Here is a 14,398-nt window from a genome sequence, read left to right as displayed (position 1 = left end):
AATGTTAATATGTGCTCTATGTGAAGTTCACATAAATTTGTGATGAAGATTTACTTAGCCACTCGCATCCTACTCATCTAATTACCCACTGCATAAAATCATCAGTTATTTTAACACATTTTAGGCGTTTGTATATACTATTTATAAAACAACTTTTATAAAGGGAGGATTCATATGCCTACAGCGTTACAAGAAGAAGTCGAAGAAGCACGGGAAACATATGTCAGTCGTATCATCTTAGTTGGAGGATCGACTTTATTTTTAGTAGGCGGGGTTATCTCAGCAATTTCAGCTTTTAAAGCTTATAATCGTTTGGAGAATACGCCGCCTTCTACAGATAATTCATAGATATTTTATAAAATAAAACGTCGCCTCCAATATGAAGAGACGACGTTTTATTATTCATACATATGACACTAAAAGTATCGGTAGATTCCCTACTCCATTTTTTAAGCTTACTTCACCACAAACCGCGTCTGACTACACCCATCCTTCTGCTTCGTTACTTCTAATACAGCTGGCATTGCGTTTTTCAGCTCTTGAACGTGTGAAATGACACCGATAAATCGTCCTGATTTTTGTAAGTCAATTAAAGCATCTACTGCTTTCGTTAATGATTCTTCATCTAATGAACCGAACCCTTCATCGATGAACATCGTTTCGATGGAAATACCACCTTCATATGCTTGAATGACATCTGCCATTCCTAGAGCTAAGCAAAGTGATGCGTTAAATTTCTCTCCGCCGGATAGTGTTTTTACATCGCGTGTTTGACCAGTGTATGCATCGTACACATCTAAACCTAATCCACTTTGACGGTTTCTTTTTTCAACTCGCTCACTTCGTTTTAAATAAAATTGTCCATTTGATAATTTACGTAGTCGTTCGTTTGCGATTTGAACGATTTGTTCTAAATACTCAATTAAGATGTAACGTTCAAATGATATACGACTTTCGTTATCACCTTTCATTACTTCATATAAATCAACAAGTTCTTGGAAGGCTTTTTCTTCCTCGTGAATTTGTTCGTCAATACGTCTAATGTTTTCATGTAAATCAGAAATATATGTTACCGCATTTTGCGCACGTTGACGTTTTTCTTTAATGATATCAAGATTAATTTCTAGATTTTTTATGTGTTCACCTAAAGATGTAATATCCATATACTCTTTATCTTTTAATTCTGAGTTTAACTCTTCAATTTGTTTTGCAAGTACTTCAAGCGATGAATAATAACCTTGAATTTCTTTTTGTAACATCTCCATCTCAGCATCGCTTAATTTGGCTTCTTTATACGTGAATTGATCTGTAAACCCACTTTCTTCTAGCTCTTTCATAAAGCGTGCGAAAGTCTCTTCTTTCTTTAATTTTGCATTTTCAAATTGATTAGAAGCACCTTTTTGTTCAGCTTGAATACGTATATTTTCATTTTGCCAATGCTGATACGCTTCCTGCACTTTCTTCCATTCGTCCTCCATTAACCTAAGTTCCTGCATAGCTTGGTCAAACTGTGCTTTCCAAGCTTGTACTGTTTGTAAGTTTTCTGGAATATTTCGTTTATCATGTTCATATGACGTACGAAGTTGCATACACTCCATTTCTGTACGGTGCTGCATTGTTTCCACTTCTCGTTTTTGTTTCTGAAGTTCTTCTATTTTTTCTTCTACGCTTTTCATGTTCGCAGCAATCTGCTTACGTGTTTCTTCACTTGCTTTTAACGTATTCACGTCTGCAGCTAATTGTTTTCCTTTTTGAACAAGTGCACTATATGTTTCAGCTAATTTTTCCGAATTGTAGCCGCGCTTCACAACTTCTTCTATCACTTGTTCATATTGTAGTCGATAGAAATTCCATTTCTCCTCTACTTGCACATGTAATTTTTCAGCAATGTTCTTCTTATCTCTTAAATCGTTTAACTCTCTTTCATCGATCGCATTACTTTGCTCTGTAGCTTTTTGTGGATGATTCGTACTACCACATACCGGACAAGATTCACCGTCATGTAAATGAAGAGCTAATATACCAGCTTGTTCACTTAACCAGCGGCGCTCCATGTTTTCATATGCACGAACTGCCACTTGCATTTTATTAGTTGCCGCTTCTTTTTCTTGCTCGAATTTTTGTTTTTCTTGCCAAACATCATATGCTTGCTTTAAAACTTTTGCATCTTCTCGCATATTCGTTAGTTCTTCTACTTTAGCTACATATTGCTCAAGTGCTTGTTCTAATTGCTGCAATTCATCAGACATTCTCTGTTTTTGGTTTGTATGCTCTTCTAGTTGTTGATCTAACTTTTGCATACTTTCTTTTAATTTCCCTATTTGAATTTCGGCATTTTGTAAATTCAGCTTTCTCTCAGCTAATGATTCAATGATTGCTTGTAACTCTTCTAATCTTTGAACAAGTTTTTTAGCCTCTTCTCGTTCAGCTTCTTTATTCTTTACTACTTCATACTTCTCCTTAGCAAGTTCAAAGCTGTTCATTATCTGTTCTTGTTTGACAATTATCTGTTTTAACAAACTTTCAACTTTCTGCTCATTTTCCATCGCTTCTTCATACCATTGTTCAAATGGTAATAAGCGCTTTGCTTGTTCCGCACGTTTAAAGGATTTTTCTTTCCTTTCAATTGCTGCACGGTTCTCTTGTAAAGTGTTATATTTCTCATTCTTTTGTTGTAAATCTATAAATTTCTCATTTATAGATTTTGCTGCATGAAAACGTGTTTCTGCATCCTTTAATTGCTTCGTTTGAACATCTTGTTCTACTTGTAATTGCTCAACCTCTGCTTTATACACGGTTGTTTCTTGTTCTAACGCTTCTACTACTTGATGCGTATTTACATGTTCTTGTGCCACTAATGTCTCTAATAATGCTCCATCACGGATTGGTAATTTAAAAACATTACGGAAATAGAGCTCTCTCTCTTTTTGTTTTTCTTGCAAGACATCTTTCCATTGTTTTCTCTTTTGATCAAGTAACTCACGCATTAATTTATAACGATCCGTTTTAAAAATACGACGTAAAATCTCTTCTTTGTTTTCCGTCTCAGATGTTAATAGTTTTCGGAATTCCCCTTGGGGTAACATAACAATTTGGCTAAATTGATGTTTACTTAACCCAATTAAATCTTCCACTTTTTTGTTTACGTCTGTTACATGAAAACGATCGACGGCTGGAACGTTTTCTCCATCAATAACTTCATATAATTCTACTGCATGTCCTGTAATGGTCTTATTCCCTTGTTTTTTATGTCCAAGTTGTCGTTTTATTTCATAGCGTTTCCCTTTTAACTGAAAGGTTAATTCAACACTTGTATAAACATTATCATCAGCAAATTGACTTCGAAGCATGCTCGTATCACTACGTTCTTCTCCACTAGCCTCACCATATAACACATAACAAATCGCATCAAAAATCGTTGTTTTTCCAGCTCCCGTATTCCCAGAAATAGCGAAAATACGATGTTCTCCAAGATCTTCAAAATCGATTACTTCTTTCTGTTTATATGGCCCGAATGCTGTCATAATAAGCTGAATCGGTCTCATCCTCGTTCACCTTCCCGTTCTTGCACTGTTTGTAATACATCTATAAATAGGCGTTCTTTCTCTTCTGATAAATCTAACCCTTTCATTTCTTTATAGAAAGCCTTTAAAAGAGATAAATCATCCGTTTTATGTCTTGAAACCGTTACTTCATTTGTATCTGTGAGTTCTCGCCTTTGCATCGCTCTTTCAACGTGCATTGCATTTGGATATACAGATCGTATTTTCTCCATTGGCTGTAAGACAGGGTTTTCGTCTAATAATTTTACAAATACGTAATCTTCACTTACTGGGTGCTGTAATAATTCATCTATTTTCGCTTCTACTGTTCGCATTTTACGACGTGGTGAAAGTAACCTTTTTTCAATTGCTACTTCACCAGTTTCATTCAGTTCTACAATGTAATAACCTTTTTTATGTTTCTCTTCAGAAATTGAATAGGCAAGTGGTGAACCTGAATATCTAATGGTCTCATTACGTACGAAATGCGCTTGATGTAAATGTCCAAGCGCTGTGTAATGAAACTTATCAAAATAATGACTATTTACATATTCAGCACCACCAATTGAAAGTGGTCGTTCTGCATCACTTGTATTCTCCTCCGCTTCTCCTGAAGAAGTTACAAATGCATGTCCAACAAATACATGTCTAGCTTCTTTATCCATCGTTTCAGAGAGCTCATTCATAAAAATGCGCATCGCATCATCATGAGAACGTACGTCTTCATTTTTCAGCACGTGCCTCACTATGCTTGGGTCTGCATACGGTATTAGATGGAAGTGAACCTCTCCATATTCATCATTTAGTACAACAGGTTCGTACGGGAATTGAAATTGACCTGCAATATGTAATCCTTGTTTTTTCATTAAACTACTTCCAAAATGGATACGATCCGGACTATCATGATTACCAGCTACTGCAATAACTGGTGTTTGTAAATCAATAACTATTTTTTGCAGCACATCATTTAATAAGTCTACTGCTTCTGTAGGTGGAATTGCTCGGTCATATAAATCCCCTGCAATAATTACAGCATCTGGTTTTTCTTCTTCAACAGCCTGTACAAACTGATCTAATACAATCTTTTGGTCTTCAGTCATATACACGCCATGAACAAGCTTTCCTAAATGCCAATCCGCTGTATGAAATAACTTCATATTTTTCTACTCCTTTTAATTTACTGATTTTAGTGAAACGAGTTGATAGTTTATTGTAGTTTTTCCGTTCTCCCACTCTAGCTTCAATATCGTTGCACTTCCAATTCTTTCTTCATTTGATTTATATAAAGGCAATATTTCTTGAACTGTAAATAAGTGATAACCATCCAATATTAATTGAAATATATTTTCTTCAATATGTAATCTTACTTCTTTTTCATTTGAAATAATTTTTGTGTGCATCTCAAATTTCATGATAGATACAACCCCTTTTTATAATCTCTACATTTTAATAGTATAGTGGCTATGCAAGATTGACAAGTACATACACAGCAAAGTACACACTTTTCTATTGTTATATGCTTTATGTATTTTATATAAAATACGGTATGTGAAATTTTATATTTTCCCCAAAATAAAAATGCCTATTGTGACATCTTTATTTTTGTATAAAGTCTTTCATTACATAATATAAAACGGTAATTAAGACGATTGCGACGAAAAATGAGAACACTGCGACAATGTAGCCATCTTTATTTAATAAAATACAGAATGAAATAGATATTATAAAAATCGGAAATACGAGACGTACTTTATCCTTCACTTCTTCTGTCGTATCTGTATGATGAAAATACTGCGTTATTCCTATCATTAAAAAAGACAAAATAATAACCGACAATAGTAAAGGTCCTGGCATTCCGATTTCTCCTTTCTCTATTTCTAATTCAGTGTAAAATTTTTTATTACAATTGTACGATTTATTTTTTCTTCAAACACACTTTTAAAATTGATAATGAACATTTCACACCTATATAATAGCGCTTTTATCATTATAACTTCAAATAATTACACTTACAGTAATGTTGTAATATTCCCCCTCAGTCTCTGAAATCCTGCAAAGATAACTCGTCAAAATATGCAGTGACCAAATTAATATTTACCGTCAACTTTTGACAAAATTTATAAAGGACATTTCAGTACATATCAAGAATTAAGAATAAGAAGATATGTAAGGGAGGATGCATTATGACTGAACAAGTTTTATTTTCTGTTAGTGAAAACGGCGTTGCGACAATTACTTTAAACCGTCCAAAAGCACTTAATTCTTTATCTTATGACATGTTACAACCTATCGGACAAAAACTTAAAGAGTGGGAACACGATGAGCGTATTGCACTTATCGTGTTAAAAGGAGCTGGCACAAAAGGTTTTTGTGCAGGCGGCGACATTAAAACTCTTTATGAAGCGCGTTCCAATGAAGTGGCATTGCAACATGCAGAACGTTTTTTTGAAGAAGAGTATGAAATTGATACATATATTTATCAATATACAAAACCGATTATTGCTTGTTTAGATGGAATTGTAATGGGCGGTGGTGTCGGTCTTACAAATGGTGCGAAGTATCGCATTGTAACTGAGCGTACGAAATGGGCAATGCCAGAGATGAATATCGGCTTCTTCCCAGACGTCGGAGCTGCATATTTCTTAAATAAAGCGCCTGGATATACAGGACGATTCGTTGCTTTAACAGCATCTATTTTAAAAGCTTCTGACGTATTATTTATTAATGCTGCTGATTACTTTATGACATCTGATTCATTACCAGAGTTTCTTACTGAACTTGAAAGTGTAAATTGGCATAAAGAAGATGATGTACATACTAATTTAAAAGAAGTTATTCGTACATTTGCAACTGCTCCAAACTTAGAAAGCGAGCTTGCTCCTTCATTAGAAGTAATCAATTCACATTTTGCTTTCGATACAATTGAAGAAATCATCCATTCATTGGAGAAAGATGAAAGTTCCTTTGCTCTAAAAACGAAAGAAACACTGTTATCAAAATCCCCTATTTCACTAAAAGTAACATTAAAACAGTTTATTGATGGAAAAGATAAATCCGTTGAAGAATGTTTCGCTACGGACCTTATACTTGCTAAAAATTTCATGAGACATGAAGATTTCTTCGAGGGAGTACGCTCCGTTGTCGTTGATAAAGATCAAAATCCGAATTATAAATATAAACAGTTAAGTGACGTTTCAGAAGAAGATGTGAATCGTTTCTTTAACTTACTTAATGCATAAAATGAAATTGTCATGAGGGGAGGTTTTGTTCATCCCCCACCTAACTTCTTTTCTTCAGCTAAATCTTGTGCGGTGAAAATCTTACTACCCGCAAATAGCGGTATAAAATCGAGGCTATATAGTAGTGTAATTAGAGCTACTATATAGTCTTTTCTATTTAATTATTTTTAATAAAATTTAATTTTATTAAATCCATTTTTGTGCTACACTGATTTTAATCAAATATTCTAAAAATAAAAAGGAGGGACGGCTATGATAGAAAATTATCTTCTTTTCATCATTATGTCTATTTGCCTCATCATTTTACCTGGTCCAGATACAGCAATGGCTACGAAAAATACATTGGTTGCTGGTAAAGTCGGTGGAGTGAAAACAGTGTTTGGTACATGTATTGCACTATTAATTCATACTTTAGCTGCTGTAATTGGTCTTTCTGCACTTATTGTAAAGTCAGCTCTTTTATTTTCTATTTTCAAGTACGTTGGGGCTCTCTATTTAATATATATCGGTATTAAAGCCCTTTTAGCAGTAAGAAACAAAGAAAACTTAGATACAAATGATCTATCTTTGAATAATGAAAACGAACATACTTCTTGCTTTCGCCAAGGATTTCTTACAAATTTATTAAATCCTAAAGTAGCAGTCTTCTTTTTAACTTTTTTACCACAATTTTTAAATCCAAATCATAATACATTTATCCAACTTCTTGTAATGGGCCTTACTTACCTCGTTTTAACAGTCATTTGGTTTGCATTTTATATATTTTTAATTGATAAAATTAGTGCTTTTATGAAAAAACCGAAGACGCAACGTTATATTCAAGGGCTAACAGGAGTCGTCCTAATTGGATTTGGTATTAAACTAGCTTTTGAAAAAAATAATTAACAAGACGAAAACCACCACTATTAATAGTGGTGGTTTTCATCTAATAACTGATTTGGTTGTTTACTCTATATTAAAACCAGCGCTCAGTTACAACTTTTTTACGTGTATAGAATTGAACGCCATCTGTACCATTTGTACCTAAATCACCAAAGAATGAAGCTTTATTTCCTGCAAATGCGAAGAATGCCATTGGTGCTGGAACGTTTACGTTTACACCAATCATACCAGCATCGATGTTATCACGGAATGTTTGTGCATGTTTACCATTTGACGTATAAATAACCGCACCATTTGCAAATTTAGATTGATTTGTTAGTTTAATACCTTCTTCTAAATCTTTAACACGTACAATACTTAATACTGGAGCAAAAATTTCATCTTGCCAAATTTTCATTTCTTGATTCACGCCATCAAAGATTGTCGCACCTACAAAGTAACCTTCTCCAACTTCTTCATTAATTTTACGGCCATCTACTAATAAAGTTGCCCCATCTGCTACACCGCTATTAATATAGCCTAAAACGCGCTCTTTATGAGATTCACGGATTAATGGTCCAACATAGTTATCTTCGTTAAAGCCATCGCCTACTTTTAATTTTTTCGTTTCTGCTACTAATACATCAATAAATTCATCAGCAATTTCATCCACTACTGCTACTACTGAGCATGCCATGCAGCGCTCTCCACTACTTGCAAATGCAGATCCAATTACACCTTGTACTGTTTTCTCAAGATTGCAATCTGGCATTACAATCGCATGGTTTTTCGCACCTGCTAACGCTTGTACACGTTTTCCGTGTTTCGTACCTGTTTCATATACGTAACGAGCTACCGGCTCAGAGCCAACGAACGAAACAGCCTGAATATCTTTATTTTCTAAAATGCTATTTACAACATCTTTTCCGCCTTGCACTAAATTTAATACGCCTTTTGGGAAACCTGCTTCATAGAATAATTCTACAAGTCGCTCCGCTAAAAGTGGCGTTCTTTCAGATGTTTTTAATACGAATGTATTACCGCAAGCAATTGCAAGTGGGAACATCCATAACGGAATCATCATCGGGAAGTTAAACGGTGTAATGCCAGCAACAACTCCGATTGGGTAGCGCCAAATCGATCCATCAATTCCGCTAGCGATATTCGGAAGTGCTTGACCCATCATTAAATTTGGCGTAGATGTTGCAAGTTCTACCGCTTCAATACCACGCTGTACTTCACCTGTTGCATCCGTTAGCGTCTTACCATTTTCTAGCGTAATGATTTTTGCAAGCTCATCTTTGTTTTCTTGTAATAGCTGTAAATATTTATATAAATTTCTTGAACGATTTGGAACTGGTACTTTAGACCATGTTTCGAATGCTGCTTTTGCCGCTTCAACAGCTTTTTCAACATCTTCTTTTGGAGATAATGGAACGTAAGCGATAATTTTTCCAGTCGCTGGATTTGGAACTGCTTCTACTTCCGTACCTGTCGATTCAACCCACTCACCGTTAATGTGATTTTTTACTCGTTTAATTTCAGTTGTAATCATTGTATTCTCTCCTTTGTATAATTTATTTTTGATTAGAAATTAATTGCTCGCTAACTTTCTTATATAAAGCAGCCATATCATTTTCACCATATCCAGCTTGACTCGCTTCGTCATATACGTTTAATAACATTTCGCTTACCGGTAAATGGAGTTCGCTTTCCTTAGCTAAGTCAACTGCAAATCCTAAATCTTTCTTCAATAAGTTCACAGTAAATCCTGGCTCGTAGTTTTCAGGTGCTATAAAACTTTTATAATTACGTTCATAAATTCTACTTTGACCGTAACTTACATTTAAAATATCAAACATTTTATCTAAATCCATATTGTTCTTTTTCGCTAATGTTAAAGCTTCACTCACACCAGCTGTATAAAAACCAATTAATAAGTTATTAATTAACTTAACAGTTGTACCACTATCAATCTGCTCACTAACGTGGAAAATGTTCGCGCCTAGTACGCCCATGATAGATTCCGTTTTCTCATATACGTCTTTTGATCCACCAACCATAAACGTTAATGTACGGTTTTCGGCTCCGATTACACCACCGCTCACAGGTGCTGCTAAAAAGTCTACTTTCTTTTCCTTTGCAGCTTCCTCTAACTGTTTATTTAACTGCGGCGATACCGTACTTGTATCAATGAAAACTACATTCGAGTGACCATTTTCAAATAATCCTTCTGCTCCAAAATATACCGCTTCAACAGCGCGAGGTGAAGGTAAACTTGTAAAAACTACATCACATGTTTCTGCTAGTTTTGAGATTGATAGACCGATAATTCCGCCTTCTTTTTCAAAGGACGCTTCCGCCTCTTTATTTAAGTCCACGCCATATACTGTGTAACCTGATTTAACTAGATTTTTTGACATTGGAAGGCCCATGTTACCTAAACCGATAAAACCAATCTTTTTCATATCGCTTTCCTCCTATTTACACAATATATTTCCCGCGATTTATAATAGCTTTCGCAATTTCTCTCTTCTTCGTAAATACGTTCGTGTATAAAGGCACTAATAATTGACGGATTTCAGCTAAAATCACATGTCTATCTTGTTCTTCTGTGACAGCTGCTGAAAGTACAGAAATCGTCGCTTCTTCTACTTTACGGTATCCTTCTTCACAAATAACATCCGTTATTAATTGCTTCGTACGTTCTTTTTCCTCACCATTTTTACGTACCGCTTTTCTCGTACGTAAAAATGCTGATTCCATGACGTACACGTCCGTCAACATATTTGAAATTACACGTGAATATTCTTGTTCTTGGTCAATTTTTAGGCCTGGAGTTTTAGAGAGCGTTTTCAAAGATTGTTTCAACAATTTTTTCGCTAATAAAATGTAACGATGGTTTCTTTCTACATTTGCTACATCACTTTCTACTTCAGTATCTTCTAATTGTTCGATTTGCTTCATTAGCATTTTAGCAACTGTTAATCTATTAATTTCGTTCGTTCCTTCAAAAATACGACTAATTCTAGCATCACGATATAATCGTTCTACCTCATACTCTTGCATATAACCGTAACCACCATGAATTTGTACAGCTTCATCTACGATATAAGCAAGTGTTTCAGAAGCATTTACTTTATTTAGTGCACATTCAATTGCAAATTGGGACATTTTCTTCATAAGATCTTCATCGCTCTCATGAATTGCTTCATCGATTACACCTGCCGTACGATAAGCTGCACTTTCGGCTCCATATGTAGCAATGATCATATTTGCAATTTTCTCTTGAATCATCGTAAAGTCTACTAATTCCGTTTGGAACTGTTTTCGCTCTTTTCCATATTGAACCGACAAACCAATTGCTTGTTTTGCTGTTCCAATATTTCCAAAAGCAAGTTTAAGTCTAGCAAAGTTAAGAATATTAAGGGCTACGTGATGCCCTTTCCCAACTTCCCCTAAAACATTTTCAGCAGGGATGACAACATCTTCTAAAATAAGAGTCGCTGTTGAAGAACCTTTAATCCCCATTTTCTTTTCTTCTAATCCAATAGATACACCTTCACATGTTCTTTCGACAATAAACGCTGTCATTCCTTTATTTGTCTTCGCAAAAACAACGTATACATCTGCCATATGAGCATTTGTAATCCATTGCTTCTCACCATTTAACTTCCAAGCTGTTCCCTCTTCATTCAATACGGCGCTTGTTTTTGCACTTAATGCATCCGAACCAGCATTTGGCTCTGTTAAAGCATAAGCCCCAATCCATTCTCCCGATGCGATTTTCGGTAAATATTTTTCTTTTTGCTCTTTCGTTCCATAATATATGTAAGGCAATGTACCGACACCAGCGTGTATATTAAAAGAAACGCTAAACGCACCAGCGTAACCCATTTTCTCTGCTACAAGACCTGAGACAGCCTTTCCTAACTCGAACCCGCCATAATCTTCTGGTACCTCAATGCCTAATAATCCAAGTTCCCCAGCTTTCTCAAATAATTGACGAGAAACTTTATAGTTATGTTGTTCAATATTCTCCATTTGTGGAACAATTTCTTGTTTAACGAATTGTTCTGTCGTTTTTGCGATTAAATCTTCATCACCTGAAAAATCTTCTGGTGTAAAGTAAGTATGATTTATATCTTTATTAAGTGAAAAAAATTCATCCCATGGTAACTTCGTTTTCTCCATATGTATCCCCCTATCATTCGGCTTTCATAGCTTTTTGCTTATGCTCGTCTACGATGAGTGGAATATCTTTTTTGAAAATAGAAGGCGATGATTTTTCACATCAAGCATTTTATTTTGCCAAAGATGTATTTTCATCGCCTTCGCTGCTTTATCTATTGATCTTCTGATAATACTGTTTTTGCAATACCAGTATCTAACTCTTCAAAGTCATGATATGAAATTGTTTCGTATAATTCACTTCTCGTTTGCATATTAGAAAGTGCATCTTTTTGAGAACCTGTTTCTTTAATTAAAGCAAACACATTTTCATACGCTTTCGCTGCAACGCGAAGTGAAGTTACAGGATAAATAACCATTTGGAAACCCATATTCGCAAATTCCTCTGCACTATAATATGGAGTTTTTCCGAATTCAGTCATATTCGCAAGCAAAGGTGCATTTACCTTACTATTGAATAGACGGAATTCTTCCTCTGATTGAAGCGCTTCAGGGAAAATTGCGTCTGCACCTGCTTTTACATATGCATTTGCTCTTTCAATTGCTTCATCTAATCCTTCAACGCCACGAGCATCAGTACGTGCTACAATGTATAAGCTCGGTGCAACTTCTTTAATCGCTTTAATTTTTTGAACCAATTCTTCTGTAGTAACAAGTTTCTTACCATTTAAATGTCCACATTTTTTGGGTAATTGCTGATCTTCAATTTGGACAGCTGCTACTTTCGATTCCACCATTTCTACAGCTGTTCTCGCCACATTTAGTACACCACCAAATCCTGTATCAATGTCAACAAGAACAGGTAAGTCTGTAGCTCTTACTAAATCTCTTGCTCTCTCAGCCACTTCAGTAGACGTCACGATACCTAAATCTGGTAAGCCTTTACTTGCAGTATAAGCAGCTCCTGATAAATAAAGAGCTGAAAAACCTGTATTTTTCGCAACAAGAGCTGCCATTGCATCATGAGCACCTGGAATTTGCAAAATTTCATTTGCTTCTACTAAAGCTCGGAATCGATTCGCAAGCTCCTCTTGTGTTGACTGCTTTTTCACAACCCAAGCCATTCTAAATTCCCCCCTATTATTAAATTAAGAATAGATCTACAAATTCGTTTACATTCATATTTTCTAGTTTTTCTTCATTTAAACAAACTTCATGAATTTGTTCTTGTTGCTTACTAGAATAATGACCTGCCATATTTGCAGTGAATTTTTGAACAACTTTTGGAATTGCTTCGTCTCTACGGAAGCGGTGACCAAGCGGATATTCACATTCCACATTTTCTGTTACTGTGCCATCTTTAAAGTGAACTTGAACAGCGTTGGCGATTGAGCGCTTGTTCGGGTCAAGGTAATCTAAACTGTACTGTTTGTTTTCAACAACAACCATCTTATTACGTAATTCATCTACACGTGGATCGTTTGCTACTGCATCTTCATAATCGTCTGCAACGATATCTCCTTTTAATAAACCAATTGCCGTAATGTATTGTAAGCAATGATCACGATCAGCTGGGTTATTTAATGGACCTTCTTTATCAATAATACGAATTGCTGATTCATGAGTTGTAATTGTAATACGGTCAATTTCATCTAATCTCTCTTTAATTTCCGGATGCAACTTCACTGCACATTCTGCAGCCGTTTGTGCATGGAATTCTGCTGGATATGACACTTTAAATAATACATTTTCCATTACATATGACTCTAGTGGTCTTGCTAATTTTAATTCTTGTTTATTGAATAATACATCTTGGAATCCCCATCCTGGCGCAGATAATGCTGTTGGATAACCCATTTCACCTTTTAGAGCAGTCATTGCAAGATGAACACCGCGGCTCGTTGCGTCACCTGCAGCCCATGATTTACGTGAGCCCGTATTTGGAGCATGACGATATGTACGAAGACTAGAATTATCAATCCACGCATGTGATAATGCATTAAAGATTTCTTCACGTGTTCCGCCAAGCATTTTCGCAACTACTGCAGTTGTTGCTACTTTTACATATAATACATGGTCAAGACCAACTCTGTTTAAGCTGTTTTCTAAAGCAAGCACGCCTTGAATTTCATGTGCTTTAATCATCATTTCTAATACTTCACGTACTTTTAAAGCTTCTTTTCCTTCTGAAATACGAACACGGCTAATATAATCTGCAACTGCTAAAATTCCGCCTAGGTTATCAGATGGATGTCCCCACTCTGCTGCAAGCCAAGTATCGTTATAGTCTAACCAACGGATCATACATCCGATATTAAATGCACCTTTTACTGGATCTAGTACATAAGACGTACCTGGTACACGTGTACCATTTGGCACGATTGTTCCTGGCACAACTGGTCCTAGTAATTTCGTACATTCTGGATATTGCAGTGCTAAAATTCCACATCCAAGTGTATCAAGTAATACGTAACGAGCTGTACTGAATGCTTCTGCACTAGTAACCTCTTTATTTAATACATAATCGGTAATCTCTTCTAATAATGCATCTTTTTGCTTAATTTCATTTGTTTTAATCATGCTATTCTTCCCTTTCTGTCGAAAATTCGTTATTATTAATGATGG

Annotated in this window: 12 protein-coding genes; 3 read left to right on the top strand and 9 right to left on the bottom strand. The window is 35.4% G+C overall.

Features of this window, described 5'->3' with window-relative positions; genetic code table 11:
- Nucleotides 1-174: 174 nt before the first annotated feature.
- Nucleotides 175-348 carry a hypothetical protein gene (locus ACTFRU_RS22535; protein WP_001141668.1) on the top strand — a complete coding sequence of 58 codons (174 nt, stop codon included), beginning with the start codon at nt 175-177 and terminating at the stop codon, nt 346-348.
- Between the two features lie 107 nt (nt 349-455).
- Here the strand turns inward: ACTFRU_RS22535 and ACTFRU_RS22530 are convergent, their stop codons facing one another.
- From ACTFRU_RS22530 to ACTFRU_RS22515, 4 genes are all read right to left on the bottom strand, one after another.
- Entirely contained in the window at nt 456-3,545 is a 3,090-nt protein-coding gene (locus tag ACTFRU_RS22530) for an SMC family ATPase (RefSeq protein ID WP_266002475.1), read from the bottom strand.
- On the bottom strand, nt 3,542-4,699 hold the full coding sequence (locus ACTFRU_RS22525; RefSeq protein ID WP_000765150.1) for an exonuclease SbcCD subunit D: 1,158 nt from the start codon (nt 4,697-4,699) through the stop codon (nt 3,542-3,544). Before ACTFRU_RS22525 ends, ACTFRU_RS22530 begins: the two co-directional genes overlap by 4 nt.
- 15 nt (nt 4,700-4,714) lie before the next feature.
- Entirely contained in the window at nt 4,715-4,954 is a 240-nt protein-coding gene (locus ACTFRU_RS22520; RefSeq protein ID WP_000667346.1) for a DUF2584 family protein, read from the bottom strand.
- A 184-nt stretch (nt 4,955-5,138) separates the two neighbouring features.
- Nucleotides 5,139-5,396 (bottom strand): hypothetical protein, encoded by a 258-nt coding sequence (locus ACTFRU_RS22515; RefSeq protein ID WP_001119404.1) that lies wholly within the window; start codon nt 5,394-5,396, stop codon nt 5,139-5,141.
- A gap of 329 nt (nt 5,397-5,725) precedes the next feature.
- Between ACTFRU_RS22515 and ACTFRU_RS22510 the strand changes: the two genes are divergently transcribed.
- Both ACTFRU_RS22510 and ACTFRU_RS22505 read left to right on the top strand, forming a co-directional pair.
- Nucleotides 5,726-6,781: an enoyl-CoA hydratase/isomerase family protein gene (locus ACTFRU_RS22510; protein WP_000139776.1), complete on the top strand. Its 1,056-nt coding sequence runs from the start codon at nt 5,726-5,728 to the stop codon at nt 6,779-6,781.
- A gap of 252 nt (nt 6,782-7,033) precedes the next feature.
- On the top strand, nt 7,034-7,666 hold the full coding sequence (locus tag ACTFRU_RS22505; protein ID WP_000572360.1) for a LysE family translocator: 633 nt from the start codon (nt 7,034-7,036) through the stop codon (nt 7,664-7,666).
- 70 nt (nt 7,667-7,736) lie between these two features.
- Here ACTFRU_RS22505 and ACTFRU_RS22500 read toward each other — a convergent pair whose 3' ends face one another.
- The 5 genes from ACTFRU_RS22500 to prpD all read right to left on the bottom strand — a co-directional run bounded on the left by ACTFRU_RS22500 (nt 7,737) and on the right by prpD (nt 14,353).
- Nucleotides 7,737-9,197, bottom strand: a complete 1,461-nt coding sequence (locus ACTFRU_RS22500) for a CoA-acylating methylmalonate-semialdehyde dehydrogenase (RefSeq protein ID WP_000633344.1) — start codon at nt 9,195-9,197, stop codon at nt 7,737-7,739.
- Between the two features lie 22 nt (nt 9,198-9,219).
- Nucleotides 9,220-10,110 carry an NAD(P)-dependent oxidoreductase gene (locus ACTFRU_RS22495; protein ID WP_000719409.1) on the bottom strand — a complete coding sequence of 297 codons (891 nt, stop codon included), beginning with the start codon at nt 10,108-10,110 and terminating at the stop codon, nt 9,220-9,222.
- Nucleotides 10,111-10,126: 16 nt separating this feature from the next.
- A complete protein-coding gene (locus tag ACTFRU_RS22490; RefSeq protein WP_000415992.1) occupies nt 10,127-11,836 on the bottom strand; it encodes an acyl-CoA dehydrogenase family protein in 1,710 nt (569 codons plus the stop codon).
- Between the two features lie 152 nt (nt 11,837-11,988).
- Nucleotides 11,989-12,897 carry a methylisocitrate lyase gene (prpB, locus tag ACTFRU_RS22485; RefSeq protein ID WP_440037873.1) on the bottom strand — a complete coding sequence of 303 codons (909 nt, stop codon included), beginning with the start codon at nt 12,895-12,897 and terminating at the stop codon, nt 11,989-11,991.
- Nucleotides 12,898-12,916: 19 nt separating this feature from the next.
- Nucleotides 12,917-14,353, bottom strand: a complete 1,437-nt coding sequence (prpD, locus tag ACTFRU_RS22480) for a 2-methylcitrate dehydratase (protein ID WP_000598123.1) — start codon at nt 14,351-14,353, stop codon at nt 12,917-12,919.
- Nucleotides 14,354-14,398 lie beyond the last annotated feature (45 nt).

The organism is Bacillus cereus group sp. MYBK220-1, from assembly GCF_051916445.1.
Classification (GTDB): Bacteria; Bacillota; Bacilli; order Bacillales; family Bacillaceae_G; genus Bacillus_A; species Bacillus_A cereus.
This window is presented reverse-complemented; position numbering and strand designations above follow the sequence as displayed.